The organism is Micromonospora sp. WMMD961, from assembly GCF_029626145.1.
In the GTDB taxonomy this organism is placed as follows: Bacteria; Actinomycetota; Actinomycetes; order Mycobacteriales; family Micromonosporaceae; genus Micromonospora.
On record NZ_JARUBJ010000002.1, the window covers coordinates 6592703 to 6614207 of the forward strand.

Here is a 21505-nt window from a genome sequence, read left to right on the forward strand (position 1 = left end):
CGGCGGCCGACGGCAGGCCCAGACCGCCGGACAGCAGGAGCAGAAACATGGCAGCGAACCCGTCGTTCGACATCGTGAGCAAGGTTGACCGTCAGGAGGTCGACAACGCCCTTCGGCAGGCGGAGAAGGAGCTTGCGACGCGGTTCGACTTCCGCGGCACCGGCGCTGAGATCTCCTGGTCCGGCGAGGAGGCGATCGGCCTTCAGGCGGAGACCGAGGAGCGCGTTCGCGCCGCGCTGGACGTGTTCAAGGAGAAGCTCGTCAAGCGGAACATCTCCCTGAAGTCGCTGGATGCTGGGGAGCCGCGCCCGTCGGGCAAGATCTTCAAGATCGACTGCAAGGTGATCCAGGGCATCGAGACGGACAAGGCCAAGGCGATCAGCAAGAAGATCCGCGAAGAGGGCCCCAAGGGCGTGCAGGCGCAGATCCAGGGCGACCAGCTGCGGGTCACCGGCAAGAAGAGGGACGACCTCCAGGCGGTCATCTCGCTGCTCAAGGGCGAGGACTTCGGCGTCGCCCTCCAGTTCAACAACTACAGGTAAGGAAGACCCGGCCGGCCTGGTTATTGGGCCGGCCACGCCCTGCCACCTGGGCAAACGTAGTCACTATTAGTCGTTGTCGGTCGGCAGCGATCGGCGTGCGACGGCCTGGCGACGGCCTGGCCGAGTCCCCTGGCAGCTCCCGACCGTTGGTCGAGCTGCGATGGCATCTGCGGCATGCGTCGCTTCGTTGACAAGAAAGATCGTCTCCACGTCTTTCAATCCGTACGCATGTTCGACAGTATTGACTGTACCAACTCAGGGAGTGTGGTCATGGCAGACAAGAGCGCCATCGAGTGGACCGAAGCAACCTGGAACCCAACGACAGGTTGCGACCGAATCTCCGCCGGCTGCGACAACTGCTACGCCCTCAACCTCGCGAAGCGCCTGAAGGCAATGGGGTCAGCCAAGTACCAGAACGACGGCGACCCACGCACCTCTGGACCCGGCTTCGGCGTCACGATCCACCAAGACGCCCTGAGCATCCCCCACCGCTGGCGTGAACCTCGGACAGTCTTCGTCAACTCCATGAGTGACCTGTTCCACGCTCGCGTGCCGCTGGACTACGTGCGTCAGGTGTTCGACGTCATGGCAGACACCCCACGGCACACCTACCAGGTGCTCACCAAGCGGGCATCCCGGCTGGCAAAAGTCGCCAGCCATCTCGATTGGCCGTCGAACGTGTGGATGGGCGTCAGCGTCGAAACGGAGCACGAGCTCCCACGCGTCGACCACCTCCGCGCCGTCCCGGCGGCAGTGCGGTTCATCTCCGCCGAACCACTACTCGGCCCCCTCGACAGCGTTGACCTAGCCGGCATCCACTGGCTGATTGCTGGCGGCGAGTCCGGGCAGGGCGCCCGCCCCGTCGATCCTGCATGGGTCCGAGCCCTCCGGAGCCAGTGTGTTGACGCAGGGACGGCCTTCTTCTTCAAGCAGTGGGGCGGAAGGACACCGAAGGCAGGTGGCCGGATGCTGGACGGTCGGACGTGGGATGAGATGCCATCGCGGGAGCTTACGCCGGTTCTATGAGCTCTTGGAGCAGCTTCTTCTTGCCCCTAGGGCTGGTCCTAGTGACATCCGGGTAAAGCCGTGTCCACGCCTTTCGTAGGTGGGTCTGGCGGGCCTGACCGGCAGCCTTCCCATAGACCTCGCTGTAACGCTTGCTGATCGCGACGGGCTTGCCCTCTCCTAGCAACCGACGCAGGTTCTGTTCGATCTCATTGATCCAGCCGTTTTCCAACGCCTGCTCACTTGCCAGGAACGTCGCCTCGTCCGCGAATAAGGTGTCAGCGTTCTCCAGGTCGTACACGGCTTTGCGCCACTGAGCAAGGCCAAGCGACAGGGCTTCGGCGAACTCGGTGAACCCGTCGCGGTGGCGAGTAAGGAACACAAGGTAGTAGACGGGCTTGTGGTGGGCACGGTTACGAACGGGAGTCACGCACCAGCTGCATCGTTGATCGGTAGCTAGACGCCTCGTGTACTCGACCACCACCGCCTCCTCAGCACGCACCCTGTCCTCGCCGTGATCCAGCCAGACCTTCTGCCACCAGTCACCACCACACGCTGCATCCATCCGGGCAAGGGTCGCCGGCGTGCCAGGGCTGTCCTTGGTGCTTGTAAGTAGTCCAGCCACCCTCCGCAGACCAACCGCACTGAAGTTGATCAGCATCTCGGTAGCTGGAGGCTGCGACGGCCGTTGAGCGAACACCTGCGCTGCCTTCTGGAACGGGATCATGACCCCGAACGGATCAAGATAGACCAGCGCAGGGATGCCCTTGACCAAGGTCAGCAGATCGTCAAGGTGATCTTCAATGCTGCCCGGGAAAACCTGCATGGGCAACTCCGCCCCCTCGGCCGCGATGACCTGCCGAAGCCTTGCCAGTGACTGTGGGTGACTCTCAACGAAGTAGCACTCCAACTGCCGGTTGATAGCTTGAAGCTCGCGCGCTTTACGGAGCAGCAGCGCAGGTGAAGCCTCATCTCCGTTGTCGTACCGCCCCTCCCCCGCATATCCATCGACAATCGCAACCCTGTGACCAGGGGAGTACAGGCCGGTTTTTCCAACGAACGGGCTGACGTACTTGTCGATGATGGCGTGTTTTAAGATCGCCGCCGGCTTTTTGCCTTCGAAGAAGCCCATGTGTCCCCCTTGGCCCCTGCCTGCCAGCTCACCCATAGCAAGCAGTCGATGTCAGGCAGTCATTATGATCTACTGGCGTAGATCCGATGCACCCTCATGCAGGCAGACCTTCTGTCAGGTGGACGACAGTACGATCTTGCGCTGCCACCCTCTCGCGGCAACTCGCGATCTCACGCCCCATGCCCTTGTTGGACCTTGGCGAACCGGCATATGGCACGTAGATCGCACGGACCAACGACAGCAGGTAGCGCGGGTCGCTACAGCTGCGGTCGGTCCCGTGCGACACTCAGTTGATGGATCTCGGTCCCATCGACAAGCGCCCCGAAGCGCTTCTCGCCATGCTAGAAAAGCTGCTTGCCGGCGGCCATCCTGCGACCTTCACTTACTTCGGCCACTCTGCGGCGATCTTGCCGTTAGACCGGCTTCGAGCCGGGCAGCCCTTGTTCGTCGAGGGCCAAGACGCATTCGTCACGCTTTCGATCGAGATGTATGAGTCGCTCATGGAAACGCTCGATGTGTTGAGCGACCCCGGCGCTGTAGCTTCGATCAAGGAGGCGGACGCTTCTACCGAAGAGGATCTGAGCCTAGAAGAGATGCGCCGCTTGCTTGCGGAGCGTGACGGAACGAGAAGTTCACGGTTGCCTTTGCGCCGACCGCCAGTCGTGAACTCTCTTCACCCAAGATTCCACGTCGCGCAGCTGACGCCGTCCTTATGTTCATCTCGGGACCGCTAGCTGAGTCGCCGTGGCGCGTCGGCAAACCGCTCGTAGGAACCCTCGCTGGCACCTATAGCGCTCGCCGAGAAGACTTCCGCATTCTCTACACCATTGACTTCGACGCGCGGAAGGTACGCATCATCTCCGTCTCTCACCGATCTGACGTCTACCGCCCTCGTTAGTGACCATCCCGTCTGCCGTCGACCCGCCCCGCTGGGGAGCGGGCCGCCGACCGGCCCGCCACGTCAAGACGGCCTTGACGCACGTTCGGACGCTGGCGGGCCGGGTGGTGGTCTGCTCGGCTCGCCCGGGTCGTCGGCTGGCGGGATGGTCCTGCGCCACCACCCATGGACCGCGACCCGCCGACGGACCCCCGGCCATCTCGGAGTCGTTGCGCCCCCGCCGGAGGCGCGGTAACCGCCACCGACCCGCCCGCCCCGATCCGCTGCGCGGACCCGGCGTGCCCTTTCCTGCGCCGCGCCGATCGGGCGCGGCCCGGCCGGCTGCCGGCCCACGACCTCAACCACTCTCGCCGCTACCGTCTGCGGCGGCCCCCGGGCCTCCCGCCCTCCGCGCCAGCCGCCGGGCGTTCTGCGCGTCCGGAGTTGGAGCGCCAGCGGAGCGACGGATGCGCGCCCAGGCGGCGGCGCGTGCGGCCCGTCTAGGGCCGCCTTGAAGACGTACAGAAACTTTGAACACATCGGCCGGCAGCCGGCGGTGTCCCGTCACGGCTGATGCTTGACACTCGCGTCCCACCACACGCTTGACGGCTGCTGTGTGCAGCGGGTGAGGGCTAGCGCGTCGGGTCGGTAACGAGCATCGGCGAGCACTCGGCCAGCTCGCTGAGTACCTCGGCCGTCGTGGTGGCCTTCATGCGGTCCAGCTCGTTTGCGGTGATCCCGACGACAGTCAGGAACCGCGCTGAGCCGTGCGGGGAGTTGATGGGCGGCAGTTCAGGGTCGGCAACGAAGGTCAGTGCGCGGAGCCGGGTATTCGCCTGTCCGGTGATCGGGCCGCCCGGGTCCATGCGATGGCCTTCGGCGAAGGGCTTGCCACTGGTGAACACGTAGTCGGCCAGTCGTTCGAGCAGACGCAGGGACCACGCGGGCGGCTCGTCCGCGTCCCTGGGGACCCTCATTGTCAGCTCGTATCCCCAACCGCTGACGTCCGGATCGTCGCTGCTCTTGGAGAACAGCTCGGTCATCCCGAACGTAACCAGCAGCCATTGGCCGGCGGACCGGTACGCGCTCAAGCCGTAGAGGCCCTGTCCTGGGAGGCTGTTCGTCCCCCAGTGCAGCGGATTTTGATCACCCGCTCTGGTTGCAACTGCCGCCTCAATCGCCGCCCAGCCGGGAGCCTCATCTGCAACCTTCACCATGAGCTCCCTCGCTACAGCTTCGCCACCTTGATTACCTGGCGTAGCTAGGCTAGATCAACTGTCAAGCATGTGCCGGGACGGATCTGTCGAGCATGTGGTGGGACTAGACACGCCGGCAGCCGGCGGCTCACCCGAGTGCCGGAACTCCCCTGGCCGCCCGGTCCCCGTCGAGTTTCCTGCTCACGGCGGGCCAGTCTTCGCTCGTGACGCTGTAGTAGATCGAATGCCGGACGTGGCCGTCGCGCAGGATGCGGTGGTTGCGGAAGATGCCTTCTTCGGTTGCGCCTAGGCCCTTAATGGCCTGTTGGGATCTGGTGTTGCGGCTGTCGGTCTTGAAGGCCACCCGGATGGCCCCTAGGTCGTTGAAGGCGTGGCGCATGAGCAGGTGTGATGCTTCGCGGATGGCGCCGGTACGCCAGTAGCTCGGCGTCAGCCAAGCCCACCCGATCTCCAGGCTGTGGTGGTTCGGTGAAATGTCGATGTAGCTAATGCTCCCGACAGCCTTGCCCGTGGTGAGGTCAACGATGGCGAAGGGCAGCCGGTCGCCTCTCTGCTGCTCGTCAAGTGCTTCCTGGATAAGCACGGCCACCGGTTCCTGGTCTGCCGGTGTCGCCTCGTCCAGGTAAGCCCAAACCTGATCGTGGCTCGCCGCTTCGGTGAGATCGCCGAGATGCCTCATCGACAGGGGCTCAAGGCGGACGATGCTGCCGCGCAGCTCGACCGGCCTGACCGTCATCGGCTCTGGCCTCATTCGGCAGACACCTCGTAGACCAGGATGTGCTTGTCACCGGCAAGAAGCTGATCGAAGGCTTCCAGCGGTGTGTCGTCCTCGTCGTAGGCGATCCGCACGGCTCGGACCACGCATACGCCGGGATCGAGCTTGAGGGCGGTGCTTTCTTGCGGTGTTGGCATCCGGAAGCTCAGCTCGTCGATGTAGTACGAGATGGGCTTGCCGTGTACCCGCTCCAGCACTGCCAGCACGCCCTCTTCGACCGGCTGTGGCTGTGCGATGGCGGTGTCCTTGACCAACTCGTGCCGGTAGTAGCTGTCGCCGAGTTGGTAGGGCTCCTCGTCGACGAGCATGACACGACGACGGACGAGCACCGGAGCGCCCTCAGGCATGGATAGCCAGCGAGCCACCTCCGCTGTGGCCGACGCAGGGCTGACGTCAAGGATGTCTTGCCGTCCAATTCTCCCTTGCCGGGCAACTTCGGCATTGAACGTCGCCGCATGGTTCTCAGCGCGACGTGCGCGCCGGTCCTGGTCCATCGCAAGAACCTGGAGCGGCCGGGCCTTCCTCACGTAGGTCCCCTGGCCCTGGCCCGACCCGATCAGCCCTTGCGATTTGAGCGCCGAAAGCGCCAGACGCACCGTCGTACGGGAGGCGTTGAACCGGTCGGCTAGCTCCCGCTCTGCGGGCAGCCGTTCTCCGGGCGAAAACTCGCCCCGCTGGATTGCGTCGCGCAGCGTATTCGCTAGAGCTACATGGATCGGCTCGCCGGCCGCTGTATCAGGCATCGGGGCACCCGGCCCTGGCTGTGTCCATGCCACCAGTCTAGAACCTTGGTACGGACCAAGCCTTGACCGTGGGGTGTGTCACGTGGTCTCCTTGGTATGTACCAAGTGGGCCACCCAAGGTTCCCGGTACGACAGGTTAAGCCCACGAGGGGCTGACCTACGACCCAGGAGGTTTGTTGTGAAGCTGTACGTGGACACCCAGAGCAAGCAGGTCCAGGTGACGAAGGACCCGGAGCCGAAGAACGACCAGAACGGCAATCAGCGGTCGGAGAAGAACACTGGCCGGCTCATGTGGTCGACCCAGGTCTTCGTGCTCGACGAGACTGGCGGCGAGATCATCACCATCACCACGGCGGGTGAGAAGCCGGGCGTGACGGTGGGACAGCTCGTCGCTGTCGAGCAGTTGGAGGCCATTCCGTGGGCGACCAACGGGCGCAACGGCGTCGCGTTCCGTGCCGTCTCGCTGAAGCCGAAGGCTGGTAACTCGGCGGCGAAGTAGGTCCCTCGCTCACCGCGCTGTGTGAGCCCTGGTGTCTGGCACAAGGCGGCCTGATGGTCCGCTGATCTGAGATCCAGGTCCGGGAGTGGTTCCGACTCCTACATTCCCGGCCCGTCATCACCAGTGGTGGTGGCATCCCCGCAAGAGCTGGCGCGGGGTCGGTCCGACTCCTACATCTGCCGACCCCGTGCCCTCCAACTCATCCACCCCAACTCGCGATTGGGAGGACTCGTCGTGTCCAAGTCTAGCCCCCGCCGCCCCTTCGGCGGCAGATCCGGAACGGTGACGGTCATCGAGGCCAAGGTCCACCGTTCCTCGGGCCGCAACGCCCGGTTGGCGTTCGTCCTCACGGCGGTCATCGTCGGCCTTCTCTCGGCCGTGGTGGCCGCATCGTCGGTTCACCCCATCGTGGGCCTGTTCATCGGCGCGGCCATTGGCATCCCGTGTGGTGCTCTGGCCTGGCTGCTGGTGCGGATCTGGCCAGTGATCCGGCTGCTGTGGTGGTGGAGCACCGAAATCGTGCTCTCGGTCCTGCTGCTCACCTTCTGGGTCCAGCTGGCCAACCACACCCCAACCCTGGTGACCCTGCTCGTGGTCGCCCTGGTCGTCGGCGTCCCCGCCGCTATCCCGACCATCCGCCGCCAGGTCATCGCCTGGACCTGGTGCCTGATCGTCAGGCATCGGCTGCGCGTGTGCTTCGCGCAGTTCATCATCGCCAACCAGTCCGGCAGCCTCCCGCTAATCCTGTGGGCTCGCCCCACCCCGGTCGGTGAGCGGGTCTGGGTCTACCTGCGCCCCGGCCTGTCGATGGCCGACCTGGAAGGCCGCCTCGACAAGATCGCCGTCACCTGCCACGCCTCGACCGCGCTGGTCGAGCGGGCCTCGGACGGCAATGCCGCCTATCTGCGGTTCGACATCAAACGGCGTGAAGTCCTCACCGCGCAGGTGAACTCGCCGCTGGTCGACGTCATCAACCCGGACACCCCCACCGCCGACCGGCCCACGCCGGTGATTCCGACGGCTCTGGACCTGCCGGACGTCGACGCACCCACCATCACCCTGCCGGTGCAGAAGAAGCCGGCCACGACCGCCAACGGCAGCAAGCCCGCGGGCTCGTCCGCGCCGTCCGACGCTGACGACGTCTCCGACTGGATCTGACCGGTGACGCAGATCGAGTACGACGAGGCCACCGACGGCTTCTACTTCCACTGCTACGCCTGCGGCCAAGAGGGCCGCTCATGGGACCGGCGTCGTGACGCCGAGCTCGATGCCGATCGGCATGACGAGCTGCACGACGACGACCTGATCTGACCCCAACCACCCATGGACGCGGAGAGCCGTTGCGGCTCGCTCGTGTGGCTCTCCGCGCCCACTCATCGCCCAAGGAGGGCACCCATGACCACCACGACACCTGCCACCGTTGGCGCGGTTCCTGTGGGGCCTGGCCTGTCGATGTTCGACCCCATCTTCGTCGGCATCGACGAGTTCGGTCAGCCCGTCTACATCACCCTCGCCTACCGCAACCTGCTCGCCGGAGGCGAACCCGGCGGAGGCAAATCCGGCCTGCTCAACGCCATCGCCGCACACGCCGCCCTCGCCGTCGACTCCCGCCTCGTCCTCTTGGACGGCAAGCTCGTCGAACTCGGCCAGTGGGAAGACTGCGCCGACGCCTTCATCGGCCCGGACATCACCGCCGCGCTGACCGTCCTGCGACGGCTCCAGCAGGTGATGAACAACCGCTACGCCTGGCTCCGCGCGTATGGGCGCCGCAAGCTCACCGCCGCCGACCGACTGTCGGTCATCACCGTCTTGGTCGACGAGATCGCGTTCTACTCCGCCACCGTCGGATCTAAGCAGGAACAAGAAGAGTTCGTCGCGCTCCTGCGTGACCTCGTCGCCCGGGGCCGCGCCGCCGGCATCCCCGTCGTCGCTGCGACGCAGCGGCCGTCGTTCGACATCATCCCCACCAGTCTGCGGGACCTGTTCGGCTACCGCGCCGCGTTCCGCTGCACCACACCCAACTCGTCGAACATCGTGCTGGGTCACGGGTGGGCCGAGCAGGGCTACTCCGCTACCGACATCTCGCCCAGCAACCAGGGCGCGGCCTACCTCATCGCCGAAGGCGGCATCCCCCGCCGCATCAAGGTCGCCTACCTGTCGGATGCCCAGATCTCCGGCATCGCCGACTACGCCGCCTGGATCCGGCGACCCCGCCGGTTACCGGACCGGGTTCCGGACCTCACCCACGCCGACTTCGGGATCGCGGCATGACCTCCCGCGAACGCGCCTACGCCCGTGCCAACAACCAGCGGGCCGCCCAATTCACCGAACTCTGGATCACCGGCAGTCCCGAGGACATCGCTGCCCTGGTCCAGGCCATCGCCCGCAGCGGGCGACTCGTCTACCTCTCCGCACCCACCCAGATGCCGGGTGACGACAACCGGCACCGCCGCTACCTGCGGCTACGCGCCCGATAACCGGCCGACAGGACCAGGTCACCGCCTGCCAGCAGAGCTGGTCCTGCCGACCTCCACCAACAACCTCGAAAGGACGTGGTTGCCATGAAGGCTACCCAAAACCCACCCACACAGGTCCAGGTCACACCTGCGGATCTGCTGCGGATGGCGGCCCTCTACCTGCGCCGGCACGGCTGGACCCAGGGCAGCTACTACGACATCTACGAAACCGCCGACTACCTCACCCCGCCGGCCTGCGCCGCCGGGGCCATCGGCATCGCCTGCGCCGGACACCGCGTGGAGCACTTCTCCCAGCTCGACCCCGACGCCCTCGCCGACTACCTCGCCGCCCTGGGCGTGTTCGTCGACTACCTCGACACCACCGCCCCGGTCTTCCACATCGATGAAGACGGCTACCTCCTCGACGAGCACACCTCCCCCTACTCATGGAACGACGACCCGGCCCGCACCGCCGAGCAGGTCATCACCGCCCTAGACAGCGCCGCTGACGAGTGGGACTCCCTCCGCATCACCGGAGGTGAGAACGCATGAACACCGTCAAGAAGCACTTGACGCCCAACCTGCCCCGGCAACGGCGTCGGGACGTCGTCGAGAACGACGCCTTCGCCTCGTTCGCCCGGCGCATCATCCGCGCCCACGGCCGCCGCGTCGCCACCGGAGACGTCGAAGCCCTGCGCGACCTCATCGCCCTGTCCGCCGTCATTGACGACGCGATCGGGGAAGCCGTGATCGGCCTACGGGCCTTCGGCTACTCCTGGGCCGAAATCGGCTCCCGCCTCGGCATCACCCGCCAAGCCGCCCAACAGCGCTGGGGTGGTGACAAGCCATGACCGACCTCCGTAGCCGCAACCTCGATGATCTGGCCGAGCGCACCGGCATCCGGGTCGAGTTCTACGACCCGGACGGCACCCGCTACGGGTTCCCCACCTTCCCCTACCACTGCGCCCCCACCGGCCTAGCCACCCTGCGGCAACTCCGCGCCGCCGGCCTCCGCCCGGGAGGGCACGACCCGGTTGCGCAGATCTATTGGCGGCACCGCAAGAACCGGCGGGTCGCCTACCTCTACCGCACCGACCTCGCCAAAGCGAAGCGCACCGCCACGCCCGCGCAGCGGGAGGCCATCGCCAAAGCCCTGCTCGCCCGCCGCACCTGCCGGCACTGCGCCCAGGTCAAGCCCTACTACATCCCCCGCCGCTACGGCTGCTGCCTCGACTGCCACGGAGGCCACCAATGACCACTACCCCGGTTAGCGCCGGCACCCGCCTGGAGGGCCTGGTCCTGGTCCTCATCCTCATCGTCGTCGGCGGCTCCGCCGGGGCCGCCTCCTTCACCCACGTCCACGACTGGACCATGGCCAACAGCCCCGACAACACCCCCGGATGGTTCGGCTGGGCCAACGCCGTCATCTCCGAACTCGTCCCCATCGCCGCCCTCCTCACCATCCGCCGACGCCGCCGGATTAGCGCACCCATCGGCTACCCGATGGTCCTGCTCATCGCCGCCGCCGGCCTCTCCCTCGCAGCCCAACTCGCTGTTGCCAAACCCGGCCCGTCCGGGTGGCTTCTCTCGGCCGTTCCTGCGCTGGCGTTCATGGCCCTGGTCAAACTCGTCCTCGCCCCCGCACCCACCGCGCAACCCGTGGCACCGGCTCCTGAGCCGATCCGCGTTCAGGTGGCCGAGCAGGTCACCACCGAGCCGACACCACCGGCCGCCATCACCCCAGCACCCGAGCCAACCCCGGCCGTCACCGCGCCGGCCTCGGAGCCGGTCGACGTACCCGCCCACCTACTGCCCACCGCCCGCTTCGCGGCCGTGCAGCACGAACAAGCCACCGGCCACCCCATCACACCCGCCGAGCTGGCCGACCGCCTCGACATCACCCCGACCGTCGCCGGGAAACTCCTCACCACCATCGGCGGTGTCCGATGACCATCGTCCTGGTCGACATCGAGCAGGTCACCCACACCTGCCCCGCCCACCCCGACGCCCACCCGTTCGACACCCGCCGAACCCTCATCGACCTCATCCCCGGCGGCCCGTGCCGGGCACCGGTCACCATCCGCTGCGGCCAGGTGACCACCATCATCCCGTGCCGTCAGCACGAACCGGTCAAGCGCCAGTGCGGCGCCTGCCGGGTCATCGTCACCGAACACACCATCACCACCCGCCACCTCACCACTGAGGTTCGCGGCTGATGGCCTCGACGCTGGACCTCACACCCCGTGCCTCGGCCCGGGGTGTGGGCTCGAACGCCGACACCATCGCCCCCGTCATCACCTACACCGCCGCCGGGTCGGCCTTCACCCGCGCCACCCAACCGGGATACTTCGGCTGGCTGGAACACGTCCGCGCCGCCGCCGGCTGCACCCGCCCTATCCGCCTCGCCGGGCAGCTCCTCACCGTCGAGCAGAGCACCGGCCGGGTCCTGGAACAGCGGCACACCGACGCCATGCCCGACGCCGCGATCTACACCGCCTGCGGCAACCGCCGGTCCAGGGTCTGCCCGTCGTGCGCACAGACATACCAACGAGACGCCTTCCAACTGCTGCGCGCCGGCCTCGTCGGCGGCAAAGGCGTCCCCGACTCGGTCGCCTCGCATCCGGCGGTGTTCGCGACCTTCACCGCACCGTCGTTCGGGACCGTGCACGCACGGGTGGTCAAGCGCCACACCTGCCGCAACCGCCGCCGCTGCGACTGCCGCGCCGAACCCTGCCACGCCCGCCGCGACACCGGCCTCTGCACCCACGGGCGTCCCGCCGTGTGCTGGGCACGCCACGAAGCCGCAGACACGGTGCTCGGGCATCCGCTGTGCCTCGACTGCTACAACCACGACCACCAGGTCGTCTGGAACATCTTCTCCGGCGAACTGTGGCACCGCACCAAGCAAGCCGCGGAACGCTGGCTCGCCACACTCGCCCGCCGCCGAGGCATTCCCCGCGTCGACGTCGTCACCGCCTCCGGCAACATCCGCAAGGTCCCACCGGTCCGGCTCTCACCCGGGAAGGTCGCCGAACTCCAAGCACGCGGAGCGGTCCACTTCCACGCCATCGCCCGCCTCGACGGCGTCGACGGCCAGGACCCCGACGCCGTCATACCCCCACCCGCCGGGTTCGGCGTCGACGAGCTGGTCAACGCGCTCCGGCACGCCGCCCGACACGTCACCTTCCACACCCCCACCCACCCCGACCGGCCCGAAGGGTGGCCGATCACCTGGGGCGAACAGGTCGACCTGGAACCCATCACCACCGACGGCACCGGCGAAGTCACCGACGGCATGGTCGCCGGCTACCTTGCCAAGTACGCCACCAAGAGCACCGAGGCCACCGGACACACCTCCACCCGCCTCACCGCCGACACCATCGGCGACTACGCCGACCCCGACGGCGACCACACCGCCCGCCTCATCGACGCCTGCTGGCGCATCGGCCGACCCACCCACACACCCGTGGCGCTCTCCCAGCGGCCCCGCGACCCACGGCCCCGGCCCGGCTTCGTCGACCGCTGGGACTGCCCCGACTGCGGCACCCACACCCGATACGCCGCCTGCCCCGTCTGCATCGCCACGCGTCAAGCCGCCCTTGACAGCGAACCGACGAAACCAACGACGGCCAACCCTTACGCCCGGCTACGCCGTTGGGCGCACATGCTCGGCTACGGCGGCCACTTCCTCACCAAAGCCCGCCGCTACTCGGTGACCTTCCAACTCCTGCGCGACACCCGCGTCAGCTTCCGACGCCACGAACACGACCACCAGGCCGACGAGCAACCCGGCACCCTCCGCGCCGTCGACCACCTCGACAAAGACGACACCACGCTCGTCGTCGGCACCCTCACCTTTGCCGGCGTCGGCTGGCACACATCAGGTGACGCGCTACTCGCCAACACCGCCGCAGCCATGGCCCGAGAGCGACGAACCACCGGTCGCGAAGAACTCGCCCACGAACTCAGCGCTACCCCCGCCGGGCTGTCGCCGGCCGCCGCCTGATCACCCCTCACTCACGGGAGACGACATGACCACCGCACAACCGCTCAAGCTCTGGACCGTCGAAGACGTATCGGCCTACCTCGGCGTCCCGGTCCAGACCCTCTACACCTGGCGCAAGCGCCGGATAGGTCCGCCCGCCGGCCGCGTCGGTCGGCATCTGCGTTATGACCCGGACGCCGTCCGGGCCTGGTTCGAGCAGCAAGCCGCAGCCTGAGGGGAGGAACGTCGTTGGCTCACGTCGAAGATCGCTGGTACAAGGTTGTTGTCCGCCCGGAGGGCAAGTCGGAACGGGTCAAGACCCCTCTTCATGGGAAGGGGCTCCGTTACCGGGTTCGATACATCGCGCCGGATGGTCGGGAGCGGTCGAAGTCGTTCCCGGACAAGGAGAAGCGGGCCGCTGAGGCATTTCTCGTCTCGGTGGAGTCCGACAAGTTGCGGGGCACCTATATTGACCCCGCCGCCGGGAAGCTGACGTTTCGTCAGTACGCCGAGCACTGGTTGGCCGCACAGACCTTCGACGAGTCGACCCGGGAAGCGACGGAGCGGCGGCTACGTCGGCACATTCTTCCGTTCCTCGGTAGCCGTTCGCTCGCCGCGATCCTGCCGACCCACCTGCGCGAGCTGGACCGCTCACTCCAGCAGCTCGGCCTGGCGGCCACCTACCGCGTCGTCGCCTACAGCAACGTCGCCACGATCCTCAACGCCGCTGTCGACGACGGTCGGATCCCTCGTAACCCGTGCCACGCGAAGACTGTCCGGCCGCCGAAGGTGCCGCCCCGCAAGGTGGTGCCCTGGTCCCGGGAACAGGTGCTCGGCATCCGTGCCGGCCTGCCGGCGCGCTACCGCGTCGCCGTCGATCTGGGCGCGGGCTGCGGACTTCGTCAGGGAGAGGTTCTGGCCCTGGCCGTGGAAGACATCGACTTCCTTCGGGGCACCCTGCATGTCGTCCGCCAGTTGAAGATCGTGGGTAGCCGCCTCGTCTATGCGCTGCCCAAAGGTCGCAAGACGCGAGATATCCCGTTGCCCGCGTCGGTGGGGACAGCCCTTACCGATCACCTGGAGGCGTTTCCTCCTGTGCCGGTGACGCTGCCGTGGGAGATGCCCGGCGGTGCTCCGGTCACCGTCAACCTGGTCGTTCACGGGCGCACAAACGTCGCCTTGGACCGACACACGTTCAACCGGGACTACTGGCACCCCGCTCTCACGGCTGCTGCGATTCAGTCCTCACGGGCCACCGGGATGCACGCGCTGCGGCACTTCTACGCCTCGGTCCTTCTCGACGCTGGGGAGAGCGTCAAGGCGCTGTCGGAGTACCTGGGCCACGCCGACCCGGGCTTCACCCTGCGCACGTACACGCACCTGATGCCGACCAGCGAGGACCGAACACGGCGTGCTGTGGACAAGGTATTTGGGTCACCCTCGGACGGCCTGGCGACGGCCTAGCAGCGATCATGGCTACGTTCTGGCAGGTAGCGGGCGGTATCCCTCCAGTTCAACAACTACCGGTAGGGCAGATCCGAGGGCTGGCCGATCGGGCCGACGACGATCCGCCAACCGAGCCGGTCTCAACCCACCGATTCGGGGGCGCCACCCGGCGAGCCGGCGTCAAGCCCACGCGAACTGAGGACGCCACCCGCCGAGCCAGCGTCAACTCCACTGAAGCTGAAAAGCGCACCCGCCCGAGTCGGCGTCGACCACCCCGGTCGGCGTCGACTCACCCCGCCGGTCAGGCTGATTCCGCGTTGAGTCCGTCGAGCACGAGTGCGTTGACAGAGCGCAGCACGGCCGCCTCCTGCTCGTGGCCGACGCTGCCGGCGACAGCGGCCCAGTGCGCGGCGCACCGGGCGGCCAGCTCCCATTGTCTGCGCGACAGCTTGACGGCGACCTCCTCGTCGTCGGCCGGCCAGTCCCCGGAGCCGGCGACGCCCGGGGTCCAGTGCGCGACCTGATCCCATCCGGCTTCGCGGATGTCCGATCCTGTCTGCACCACCTGGTGCGGATCGTCGCTCTCCGCCGCAATGCTGACCTCGCTGTCGACGGCACCATCCAGGTGTCGCCACTGCCGAGTGGTCATGCGCAGGCTGAAGGCTCGCTCCGGGTCGTCGACCTGTTCCATGTGGCTCACTCCATCGGTACACGGGCTCAGTAGACGACGCGGTACCAGTGCTCGGTCTCGCCGGGCAGCGGCTCCAACCGCACCTTGGTGCCGCCGGGGTGGTCGAACATGCGCACCCCGTCGCCGAGAAGCACCGGGGCGAAGAACATGAGGACCTCGTCCAGCAGCCCGGCCTCGATGCACTGCTTGGCGACGTTGGCGCCGAGGATGTTGACGTACCTGTCCCCGGCGGCCTCCTTGGCCTGGGCGACGGCGGTGTGCAGGTCACCGACGAACGTGACGTCCGCGGGTGGCTCGGCCGGCGGCCGGTGGGTGAGGACGAACACCGGCCCGTGGTACTGGCCGCCGAACGCGCCTTCGCTGTCGGTGCCACGGTTCGGGTCGTCGCCGCCGAAGGTGCCGTTGCCGGCCAGGATCGCGCCGACGCTGTCGAGTAGGCGCTCCGCCGTCGGGTTTTCACCCCCGATGTAGTCCGTCAGCCATGACATGTCGCCATCTGGGCCGGCGATGTAGCCGTCGAGCGACGCCGTCGCCGAATAGAGAACCTTGGCCATGAAGCCAGGGTAGGCGGGCGGAACAGCACACGGGTTCCTGGAAGTCGCCGGTGTCCGGCGCGCAGGGACACCCCGACTTCCAGGAACCTGAGTGGATCAAGCCGACGGGAACCCGTGTGGATCAAGGACCGGCGCGACGCGCAGAGCGCAGGTCAGGCGGGGACGGGGTGTTCGGCGCGTACCGCTGTGGTTTCCGCGCGGGCGATGGGCCCGGCGGGGAGCGCGGCGACCGCGGCCCCGACGGCGACCGCCGCCCCGGCGAACAGGAACGCCCAGCGGACGCCGCCGGCGTGGTCCACGATCACGCCGGCCACCGAACCACCGGCCGCGCTCGACGCCACCGCGACGGTGACCACCCAGGTGTACGCCTCGTTCAGCATGCCGGTCGGGGCGATCCGGCCGACCAGGGTGTTCTCCAGGGTCAGCGCGGGCGCGATGGTGGCCCCGCCGACGACGAGCGCGACTCCCAGGGCCAGCGGGGTGGGCATCACCGAGAACACCGCGAAGGTGCCGGCGAGGGCGGCGAGGAGCAGGGCGAACTGGCGGGTCATGTTCGGTGCCGGCTTGCGGACGCCGAACCAGACTCCGCCGGCGGCGCTGCCGAGCCCCCAGACCGCGAGCAGGAGGCCGGCCAGGCTCTCCGGGTCGTCGGTGGTGTGGCCGCTCGCGTACGCCGGGACGATCACCCCGGCGGCGCCGAACGCGATGCCCAGCCCGGCCACGCAGACCAGCAGGGCCGGGAATCCGGCGACCCGAAGCGGCCCGAGGCCTCTGGCGTGGTGCTCCTTGGGGTGCGGACGCCAGCCGCGCATGACCCGGCCGAGGGCCACGGCGGTGGTGCCGACCAGGGTGACGACGGCCGCGCCGATCAGCGCGGCGGCCGCGTCGGCGACCAGGACGAAGCCGGCGACGAGCAGCGGGCCGAGCACGAAGACGATTTCGAAGAGCGTGGTCTCGGCGGCCAGTGCGGTGTTGCGCAGGGGGTACCGGCCGGAGGTGGGGCCGGTCAGGTCGTTCCAGGCGCCTCGGATGGCGGCGGTGAGCGGCGGGTACGTGGCACCGGCCACGCCGCTGGCGAGGTAGATGGCGGGTAGGGCATCGTCGCCCGAGCGGCTGGCCAGCAGCAGGCCGGTGAGCGCCAGTGGGTGGGCCACGGCGGTGACCAGCAGGACGGGGCTGGGGCCGACCCGGTCGGCGATCCGCCCGGCTATCGGGCTGAGTGCGGCACCGGCGACGGCGTAGGTTCCGCCCGCCACGGCGGCCAACGAGTATCGCCCGGTCACCTGCTCGACCACCAGGAGCAGCGCCAGCGGGGTCATGCCGATCCCGAGCCGCCCGATGATGCCGGTCACCAGCAGCATCGGCGCGCCGGGGATTCGCCAGACTCCCAGGTACTGACGCAGCGCGACCACGGTGGACCTCCCGAGGATGTAATGAGCGTGGACCGCTTACGACCCTAACGGCACCGTACGACGGCAGACAGCGGTTATCCGCCCGACACAGCACTCCGCCCGCACCCGGGCTGACCGGGTACGGGCGGAGGCGGTGGATCAGCGGGTCAGCGCTGGAACTGCACCGGCCCGGCGTTGCGGGCCATCTGCTCCAGCCGGGCGACCCGGTCCTCCATCTTCGGGTGCGTGGCGAACAGCGACGCCATGCCGCCGCCCCGGAACGGGTTGGCGATCATCAGGTGCGCGGTGCTGGTGAGCTGACCCTGGGCCGGCAACGGCCGGCGGCGGGCCACCGCATCGATCTTGCGGAGCGCGCTGGCCAGGGCGAGCGGGTCGCGGCTCAGCTCGGCGCCCGAGGCGTCCGCCTGGAACTCGCGGCTCCGGCTGATCGCCAACTGGATCACGGTCGCCGCGATCGGACCCAGGATCAAGGTCAGCAGCAGGACGGCCGGGTTCGGCCGGTCCTCGTCGTCCCCACCGCCGAGCGGGATGAAGAAGGCGAGGTTCGCCAGCAGGGTGATGATGCTGGCCAGGCCGGCCGCCACGCTGGAGATCAGGATGTCCCGGTTGTAGACGTGGGACAGCTCGTGCCCGATCACGCCGCGCAGCTCGCGGTAGTCGAGGATCTCGGTGATGCCCTGGGTCACGCAGACCGCCGCGTGCTGCGGGTTACGACCGGTGGCGAACGCGTTGGGCTGCGCGGTCGGGCTCACGTAGAGCCGGGGCATCGGCTGCCGGGCGTCGGCCGCCAACTCCCGCACCATCCGGTACAGCTCGGGGAACTGTGCCTCGGTGACCGGTTGCGCCCCCATCGAGCGCAGTGCGAGCTTGTCGGAGTAGAAGTAGGTAACGCCGTTCATGACCAGCGAGACGACGACAGCGATGACCAGGCCACCGCTGCCACCGAACCAGTAGCCCACCGCCAGGATCAGGGCGCTGAGCAGGCCAAGCAGCGCTGCGGTCTTCAGACGGTTGTGGTGCACGATCTCTCCTTCGGTGCACGGATCGCCGGGATCCGCTGACCGGTGCAACAACCCGGTACCCGCCAACCATCCGTTACAACGCTGAGAGTTGACTGAGACTGCGCCGCAGGTCAGGTCGGGTCAGCGGCCGGCCAGGTCGAGCACCAGCTGTGGGGCGACGCCGAGCACCACGGCGGCCACCGTAGCCACCGCCAGCACCACGGCCACCACACCCACCACGGGTACGGCAGCGGCGCCGCCGCCACTCGGGGTGGCAGGAGACGTCGGTGCCCAGAGCGCGGCGGTCACCCGCAGGTAGTAGGCGAGCCCGATCACGGCGTTCACGGCCACCACCAGCGCCAGCCAGGCCGCACCGCCGTCCAGCAGCGCCCGCACCACAGTCACCTTCGCGAACAGGCCGGCGAGCCCCGGTGGCAGACCAGCGAGGCCCACCAGCGCGAGACCGAGCGCCGCGCCCCGCCACGGGTGCCGGCGGGCCGCCCCGCGTAGGTCGTCCAACGTGCCGCCGTCGGCACCGGTCGGCCGCAGCGCGGTCACCGCGGCGAACGCGGCCAACTCCAACACCACGAAGAAGACGGCGTACGCCACCGCGGCGGCGTACGCGGCGGACCGGGCGTCGTCCGTGCGGCCGGCGGCCAGTGCCAACGCCCCCAGCGGGGCGAGGATGTAGCCGGCCTGTGCGACGGACGACCACGCGAGCAGCCGGACGGTACGCCGCTGGCGTAGCGCGACCAGGTTGCCGACGGTCATGGTGAGCACCGCGAGCAGGGCGAGCACCGGGCCGGTCTGGTCCGCCGGGAGGGCCCGTTGCACCACGGCGAGCAGGGCGACCAGGCCGCCCAGTTTCGAGGCCGTGGACAGGTACGCGGCCACCGGCAGCGGCGCGCCGTCGTAGGTGGCCGGCGCCCACGCGTGGAACGGCACCGCCGCCACCTTGAAGGCCAGCCCGACCAGCAGCACCGCCACCGCGGCGGTGGTCAGTGGAAGATCCCGCAGCTCCGGCCGGTCGGCGAGCAGCGTGCCGAGCCGGTCCAGGTGCAGCCCACCCGTCACCGCGTACAGCAGGGCCGCGCCGAGCAGGGTCAGCGTGGTCGCCACCACGCTGACCACGAAGAACGTCACCGCCGCCTCGGCGCTGGCGAGACTGCCCCGGCGCAGGCCCACCAGCACGTACAGCGGCAGGGTCAGCGTCTCCAGGGCGACGATCACTGTGATCAGGTCACCGGCCGCGCCGAGCACCACGCCGCCGGTCATCGAGCAGGCCAACAGGAAGCAGTATTCCCCCACCGGCGACCGCCCGGCCCGCAGCGCGGGCACGGACAGCCCGAGCACGCCCACTGTGAGCAGTGCCACCACCACGCCGACCAGGGCAGCCCGGCCGCCGAAGACCCAGGAGCAGTCGACGCCGACACAGAAGGTCCGCCGCTCCCCACCCGAGCCGACCAGGGCCGAGCCGACGGCGGTGCCGAGCGCGCCCAGCGCGGCCACCACGATGGTGGCCCGTGGCCGGGCCAGCAGCAGGTCGGTGAGGAGCACGAGCACGGCGGTGCCGGCGGCCAGGTAGGCCGGCAACAGCGCGACGCTGTCCACGCTCTGCACACCAGTCATGGGTAGACCACCCCGATCAGGGCGTCGACGGGGGCCTCGGCGACGCCGAGGACAAGCGCCGGGGCCAGCCCGATGGCCAACGCGAGCAGCACCAGCGGCACCCACGCGGTCAGCTCCGCACCGGCCAGGCCGGCACCGATCCGCCCGACGGCGGGGCTCGGACGGTTGTGGGTGACCTGACGCAGCAGCCGCAGGAAGTACGCGGCGGTGAGCGCCCCGCCGACCGCCGCCAGCACCCCGAGGGTGGTCCAGAGCGGGCCACCCACCTGCACGGCCGCGATCACCGCGAACGCCTCACCCCAGAAGCCGGCCAGCCCGGGCAGGCCCAGCGACGCGACGGCCGCGAACGCGAGCAGACCCGCCAACCGGGGCGCGGTCTCCCGCAGCCCGGACAGCTCGGCGAGGGTTCCCGTGCCGGTACGGTCCTTCACCGCCCCAGCCAGGAAGAACAGCAGGCCGGTGATCACCCCGTGCGCGACGTTGCCGATCAACGCCGCCTGGATGCCGGTCGTGGTCAGCGTGGCGACGCCCAGCAGCACGAAGCCCATGTGCCCCACGCTGGAGTACGCGATCAGCCGCTTCACCTCCGACTGGGCCAGGCAGACCAGCGAACCGACCAGGATCGCGGCGACGGCGAGCACACCGAGCACCGGCGCCGCCCAACGCGCCCCCTCGGGCGCCACCCCCACCGCGACCCGGATCAGGCCGTACGTGCCCATCTTGAGCAGCACACCGGCCAACACGACGCTGCCGACCGTTGGCGCCTGGGTGTGCGCGTCGGGCAGCCAGGAGTGCAGCGGCCACAGCGGGCTCTTCACCGCGAACGCGGACGCGAGCAGGGTGAACGCGGCCAACTGGATGCCCCGGGACATCCCGGCACCACCGTTGAGCGTTACCAGGTCGGCGGTGCCGGCGGCGGCGACCACCACGTACACGCCGACCAGCAGCAGCACCGAGCCGAACAGCGTGTACAGCGCGAACTTGCGGGCCGCCCGACGCCGGTCCGCGCCACCCCAGCCGGCGATGATCGCGTACATCGGCAGCAGGACGACCTCGAAGAAGAGGAAGAACAACACCAGGTCCAGGGCGAGGAAGGTGCCCAGGATGCCCACCTCGACCACCAGCAGCAGCGCGACCAGGGCCCGGCCGCTGCCGCCGCCGGGCACCCGCCACATCGTGTACGCGCAGCAGAGCAGCGTGAGCAGCGCGGTCAACACCACCAGGGGCCAGGAGATGCCGTCGACGCCGAGGTGGAAGCGCAACTCCAGGCCGGGCACCCACTGCAGGTCCAGTTGGTGCCACGGACGCACCGCCGTTGCGTCGGCCGACCAGGCGATCCAGCCTCGACCGCCGAACACCAGCGGCACCGAGGCCAACAGGGTCAGCGCTGCCGCGACAGTGCCGACCAGCCGGGCCGCCCGGTCCCGGGGAGTCGCCGCCACCGCTACCGCGCCGAGCGCCGGCACCGCCAGGACAGCGACCAGCAACACCTGCCCGAAGGTCACCGGACCACCTCTGTTCGCGACTGCGGGGCTCGCAAA

Annotated in this window: 26 protein-coding genes; 16 read left to right on the forward strand and 10 right to left on the reverse strand. The window is 68.6% G+C overall.

All coding sequences use genetic code 11. The features are described 5' to 3' along the window. Nucleotides 1–47 precede the first annotated feature (47 nt). Nucleotides 48–542, forward strand: coding sequence for a YajQ family cyclic di-GMP-binding protein (locus tag O7614_RS30140; RefSeq protein WP_091402478.1), 495 nt, complete (start codon nt 48–50; stop codon nt 540–542). Nucleotides 543–812: 270 nt separating this feature from the next. Next, complete coding sequence (locus O7614_RS30145) at nt 813–1568, forward strand: phage Gp37/Gp68 family protein (RefSeq protein WP_278141739.1); 756 nt, start codon at nt 813–815, stop codon at nt 1566–1568. On the opposite strand, the gene tcmP is transcribed toward O7614_RS30145, so the two are convergent. Next, a complete protein-coding gene (tcmP, locus tag O7614_RS30150) occupies nt 1552–2679 on the reverse strand; it encodes a three-Cys-motif partner protein TcmP (protein ID WP_278141741.1) in 1128 nt (375 codons plus the stop codon). The genes O7614_RS30145 and tcmP overlap by 17 nt on opposite strands. A gap of 293 nt (nt 2680–2972) precedes the next feature. Between tcmP and O7614_RS30155 the strand changes: the two genes are divergently transcribed. Continuing rightward, a complete protein-coding gene (locus tag O7614_RS30155; RefSeq protein ID WP_278141742.1) occupies nt 2973–3413 on the forward strand; it encodes a hypothetical protein in 441 nt (146 codons plus the stop codon). A gap of 775 nt (nt 3414–4188) precedes the next feature. On the opposite strand, the gene O7614_RS30160 is transcribed toward O7614_RS30155, so the two are convergent. The 3 genes from O7614_RS30160 to O7614_RS30170 form a co-directional block, all read right to left on the reverse strand. Next, a complete protein-coding gene (locus tag O7614_RS30160; RefSeq protein ID WP_278141743.1) occupies nt 4189–4773 on the reverse strand; it encodes a suppressor of fused domain protein in 585 nt (194 codons plus the stop codon). Between the two features lie 127 nt (nt 4774–4900). Beyond that, nucleotides 4901–5524, reverse strand: a complete 624-nt coding sequence (locus tag O7614_RS30165; protein WP_278141744.1) for a GNAT family protein — start codon at nt 5522–5524, stop codon at nt 4901–4903. Further along, on the reverse strand, nt 5521–6291 hold the full coding sequence (locus O7614_RS30170) for a GntR family transcriptional regulator (RefSeq protein WP_278141745.1): 771 nt from the start codon (nt 6289–6291) through the stop codon (nt 5521–5523). Before O7614_RS30170 ends, O7614_RS30165 begins: the two co-directional genes overlap by 4 nt. A 178-nt stretch (nt 6292–6469) precedes the next feature. Here O7614_RS30170 and O7614_RS30175 point away from each other — a divergent pair, with 178 nt between their 5' ends. The 13 genes from O7614_RS30175 to O7614_RS30235 all read left to right on the forward strand — a co-directional run bounded on the left by O7614_RS30175 (nt 6470) and on the right by O7614_RS30235 (nt 14695). After that, nucleotides 6470–6790, forward strand: a complete 321-nt coding sequence (locus O7614_RS30175; protein WP_278141746.1) for a hypothetical protein — start codon at nt 6470–6472, stop codon at nt 6788–6790. Between the two features lie 234 nt (nt 6791–7024). Next, nucleotides 7025–7948 (forward strand): hypothetical protein, encoded by a 924-nt coding sequence (locus O7614_RS30180; RefSeq protein ID WP_278141747.1) that lies wholly within the window; start codon nt 7025–7027, stop codon nt 7946–7948. 3 nt (nt 7949–7951) lie between these two features. Beyond that, nucleotides 7952–8101, forward strand: a complete 150-nt coding sequence (locus O7614_RS30185) for a hypothetical protein (protein ID WP_278141748.1) — start codon at nt 7952–7954, stop codon at nt 8099–8101. A gap of 84 nt (nt 8102–8185) precedes the next feature. Beyond that, nucleotides 8186–9061, forward strand: coding sequence for an FtsK/SpoIIIE domain-containing protein (locus O7614_RS30190; protein ID WP_278141749.1), 876 nt, complete (start codon nt 8186–8188; stop codon nt 9059–9061). Continuing rightward, nucleotides 9058–9267: a hypothetical protein gene (locus O7614_RS30195; protein ID WP_278141750.1), complete on the forward strand. Its 210-nt coding sequence runs from the start codon at nt 9058–9060 to the stop codon at nt 9265–9267. Before O7614_RS30190 ends, O7614_RS30195 begins: the two co-directional genes overlap by 4 nt. Nucleotides 9268–9351: 84 nt before the next feature. Beyond that, nucleotides 9352–9798, forward strand: coding sequence for a hypothetical protein (locus tag O7614_RS30200; protein WP_278141751.1), 447 nt, complete (start codon nt 9352–9354; stop codon nt 9796–9798). Beyond that, nucleotides 9795–10097, forward strand: a complete 303-nt coding sequence (locus tag O7614_RS30205; RefSeq protein WP_278141752.1) for a hypothetical protein — start codon at nt 9795–9797, stop codon at nt 10095–10097. The genes O7614_RS30200 and O7614_RS30205 overlap by 4 nt, the downstream gene beginning before the upstream one ends. Further along, a complete protein-coding gene (locus tag O7614_RS30210; protein WP_278141753.1) occupies nt 10094–10501 on the forward strand; it encodes an RRQRL motif-containing zinc-binding protein in 408 nt (135 codons plus the stop codon). Before O7614_RS30205 ends, O7614_RS30210 begins: the two co-directional genes overlap by 4 nt. Beyond that, the gene (locus tag O7614_RS30215; RefSeq protein WP_278141754.1) at nt 10498–11196 is read left to right on the forward strand and encodes a hypothetical protein; all 699 of its coding nucleotides are present in this window, start codon (nt 10498–10500) and stop codon (nt 11194–11196) included. The genes O7614_RS30210 and O7614_RS30215 overlap by 4 nt, the downstream gene beginning before the upstream one ends. Further along, nucleotides 11193–11462 (forward strand): hypothetical protein, encoded by a 270-nt coding sequence (locus O7614_RS30220; RefSeq protein ID WP_278141755.1) that lies wholly within the window; start codon nt 11193–11195, stop codon nt 11460–11462. Before O7614_RS30215 ends, O7614_RS30220 begins: the two co-directional genes overlap by 4 nt. After that, the gene (locus tag O7614_RS30225) at nt 11462–13252 is read left to right on the forward strand and encodes a replication initiator (protein ID WP_278141756.1); all 1791 of its coding nucleotides are present in this window, start codon (nt 11462–11464) and stop codon (nt 13250–13252) included. Before O7614_RS30220 ends, O7614_RS30225 begins: the two co-directional genes overlap by 1 nt. Nucleotides 13253–13277: 25 nt before the next feature. Then, entirely contained in the window at nt 13278–13466 is a 189-nt protein-coding gene (locus O7614_RS30230) for a helix-turn-helix domain-containing protein (RefSeq protein WP_278141757.1), read from the forward strand. A 14-nt stretch (nt 13467–13480) separates the two neighbouring features. Continuing rightward, nucleotides 13481–14695, forward strand: coding sequence for a site-specific integrase (locus O7614_RS30235; RefSeq protein WP_278141759.1), 1215 nt, complete (start codon nt 13481–13483; stop codon nt 14693–14695). A gap of 283 nt (nt 14696–14978) precedes the next feature. On the opposite strand, the gene O7614_RS30240 is transcribed toward O7614_RS30235, so the two are convergent. The 6 genes from O7614_RS30240 to O7614_RS30265 form a co-directional block, all read right to left on the reverse strand. Continuing rightward, on the reverse strand, nt 14979–15368 hold the full coding sequence (locus tag O7614_RS30240; RefSeq protein WP_278141760.1) for a hypothetical protein: 390 nt from the start codon (nt 15366–15368) through the stop codon (nt 14979–14981). Between the two features lie 26 nt (nt 15369–15394). Beyond that, on the reverse strand, nt 15395–15922 hold the full coding sequence (locus O7614_RS30245; protein ID WP_278141761.1) for a dihydrofolate reductase family protein: 528 nt from the start codon (nt 15920–15922) through the stop codon (nt 15395–15397). 152 nt (nt 15923–16074) lie between these two features. Then, nucleotides 16075–17334 carry an MFS transporter gene (locus tag O7614_RS30250; RefSeq protein ID WP_278141762.1) on the reverse strand — a complete coding sequence of 420 codons (1260 nt, stop codon included), beginning with the start codon at nt 17332–17334 and terminating at the stop codon, nt 16075–16077. A 146-nt stretch (nt 17335–17480) separates the two neighbouring features. After that, nucleotides 17481–18356, reverse strand: a complete 876-nt coding sequence (htpX, locus tag O7614_RS30255) for a zinc metalloprotease HtpX (protein WP_278141763.1) — start codon at nt 18354–18356, stop codon at nt 17481–17483. A gap of 120 nt (nt 18357–18476) precedes the next feature. Then, the gene (locus O7614_RS30260) at nt 18477–19964 is read right to left on the reverse strand and encodes a proton-conducting transporter membrane subunit (RefSeq protein WP_278141764.1); all 1488 of its coding nucleotides are present in this window, start codon (nt 19962–19964) and stop codon (nt 18477–18479) included. Continuing rightward, a complete protein-coding gene (locus O7614_RS30265) occupies nt 19961–21469 on the reverse strand; it encodes an NADH-quinone oxidoreductase subunit M (protein WP_278141765.1) in 1509 nt (502 codons plus the stop codon). Before O7614_RS30265 ends, O7614_RS30260 begins: the two co-directional genes overlap by 4 nt. Nucleotides 21470–21505 lie beyond the last annotated feature (36 nt).

Excerpts from the sequence above, each read along its gene's own strand:
- O7614_RS30230 (WP_278141757.1), top strand. The coding sequence starts at position 13,278 with ATGACCACCGCACAACCGCTCAAGCTCTGGACCGTCGAAGACGTATCG.
- O7614_RS30225 (WP_278141756.1), top strand. The coding sequence starts at position 11,462 with ATGGCCTCGACGCTGGACCTCACACCCCGTGCCTCGGCCCGGGGTGTG.
- O7614_RS30245 (WP_278141761.1), bottom strand. The coding sequence starts at position 15,922 with ATGGCCAAGGTTCTCTATTCGGCGACGGCGTCGCTCGACGGCTACATC.
- O7614_RS30145 (WP_278141739.1), top strand. The coding sequence starts at position 813 with ATGGCAGACAAGAGCGCCATCGAGTGGACCGAAGCAACCTGGAACCCA.
- O7614_RS30160 (WP_278141743.1), bottom strand. The coding sequence starts at position 4,773 with ATGGTGAAGGTTGCAGATGAGGCTCCCGGCTGGGCGGCGATTGAGGCG.
- O7614_RS30260 (WP_278141764.1), bottom strand. The coding sequence starts at position 19,964 with ATGACTGGTGTGCAGAGCGTGGACAGCGTCGCGCTGTTGCCGGCCTAC.
- O7614_RS30195 (WP_278141750.1), top strand. The coding sequence starts at position 9,058 with ATGACCTCCCGCGAACGCGCCTACGCCCGTGCCAACAACCAGCGGGCC.
- O7614_RS30215 (WP_278141754.1), top strand. The coding sequence starts at position 10,498 with ATGACCACTACCCCGGTTAGCGCCGGCACCCGCCTGGAGGGCCTGGTC.
- O7614_RS30170 (WP_278141745.1), bottom strand. The coding sequence starts at position 6,291 with ATGCCTGATACAGCGGCCGGCGAGCCGATCCATGTAGCTCTAGCGAAT.
- tcmP (WP_278141741.1), bottom strand. The coding sequence starts at position 2,679 with ATGGGCTTCTTCGAAGGCAAAAAGCCGGCGGCGATCTTAAAACACGCC.
- O7614_RS30220 (WP_278141755.1), top strand. The coding sequence starts at position 11,193 with ATGACCATCGTCCTGGTCGACATCGAGCAGGTCACCCACACCTGCCCC.
- O7614_RS30200 (WP_278141751.1), top strand. The coding sequence starts at position 9,352 with ATGAAGGCTACCCAAAACCCACCCACACAGGTCCAGGTCACACCTGCG.
- O7614_RS30205 (WP_278141752.1), top strand. The coding sequence starts at position 9,795 with ATGAACACCGTCAAGAAGCACTTGACGCCCAACCTGCCCCGGCAACGG.
- O7614_RS30140 (WP_091402478.1), top strand. The coding sequence starts at position 48 with ATGGCAGCGAACCCGTCGTTCGACATCGTGAGCAAGGTTGACCGTCAG.
- O7614_RS30190 (WP_278141749.1), top strand. The coding sequence starts at position 8,186 with ATGACCACCACGACACCTGCCACCGTTGGCGCGGTTCCTGTGGGGCCT.
- O7614_RS30210 (WP_278141753.1), top strand. The coding sequence starts at position 10,094 with ATGACCGACCTCCGTAGCCGCAACCTCGATGATCTGGCCGAGCGCACC.
- O7614_RS30240 (WP_278141760.1), bottom strand. The coding sequence starts at position 15,368 with ATGGAACAGGTCGACGACCCGGAGCGAGCCTTCAGCCTGCGCATGACC.
- O7614_RS30165 (WP_278141744.1), bottom strand. The coding sequence starts at position 5,524 with ATGAGGCCAGAGCCGATGACGGTCAGGCCGGTCGAGCTGCGCGGCAGC.
- O7614_RS30155 (WP_278141742.1), top strand. The coding sequence starts at position 2,973 with ATGGATCTCGGTCCCATCGACAAGCGCCCCGAAGCGCTTCTCGCCATG.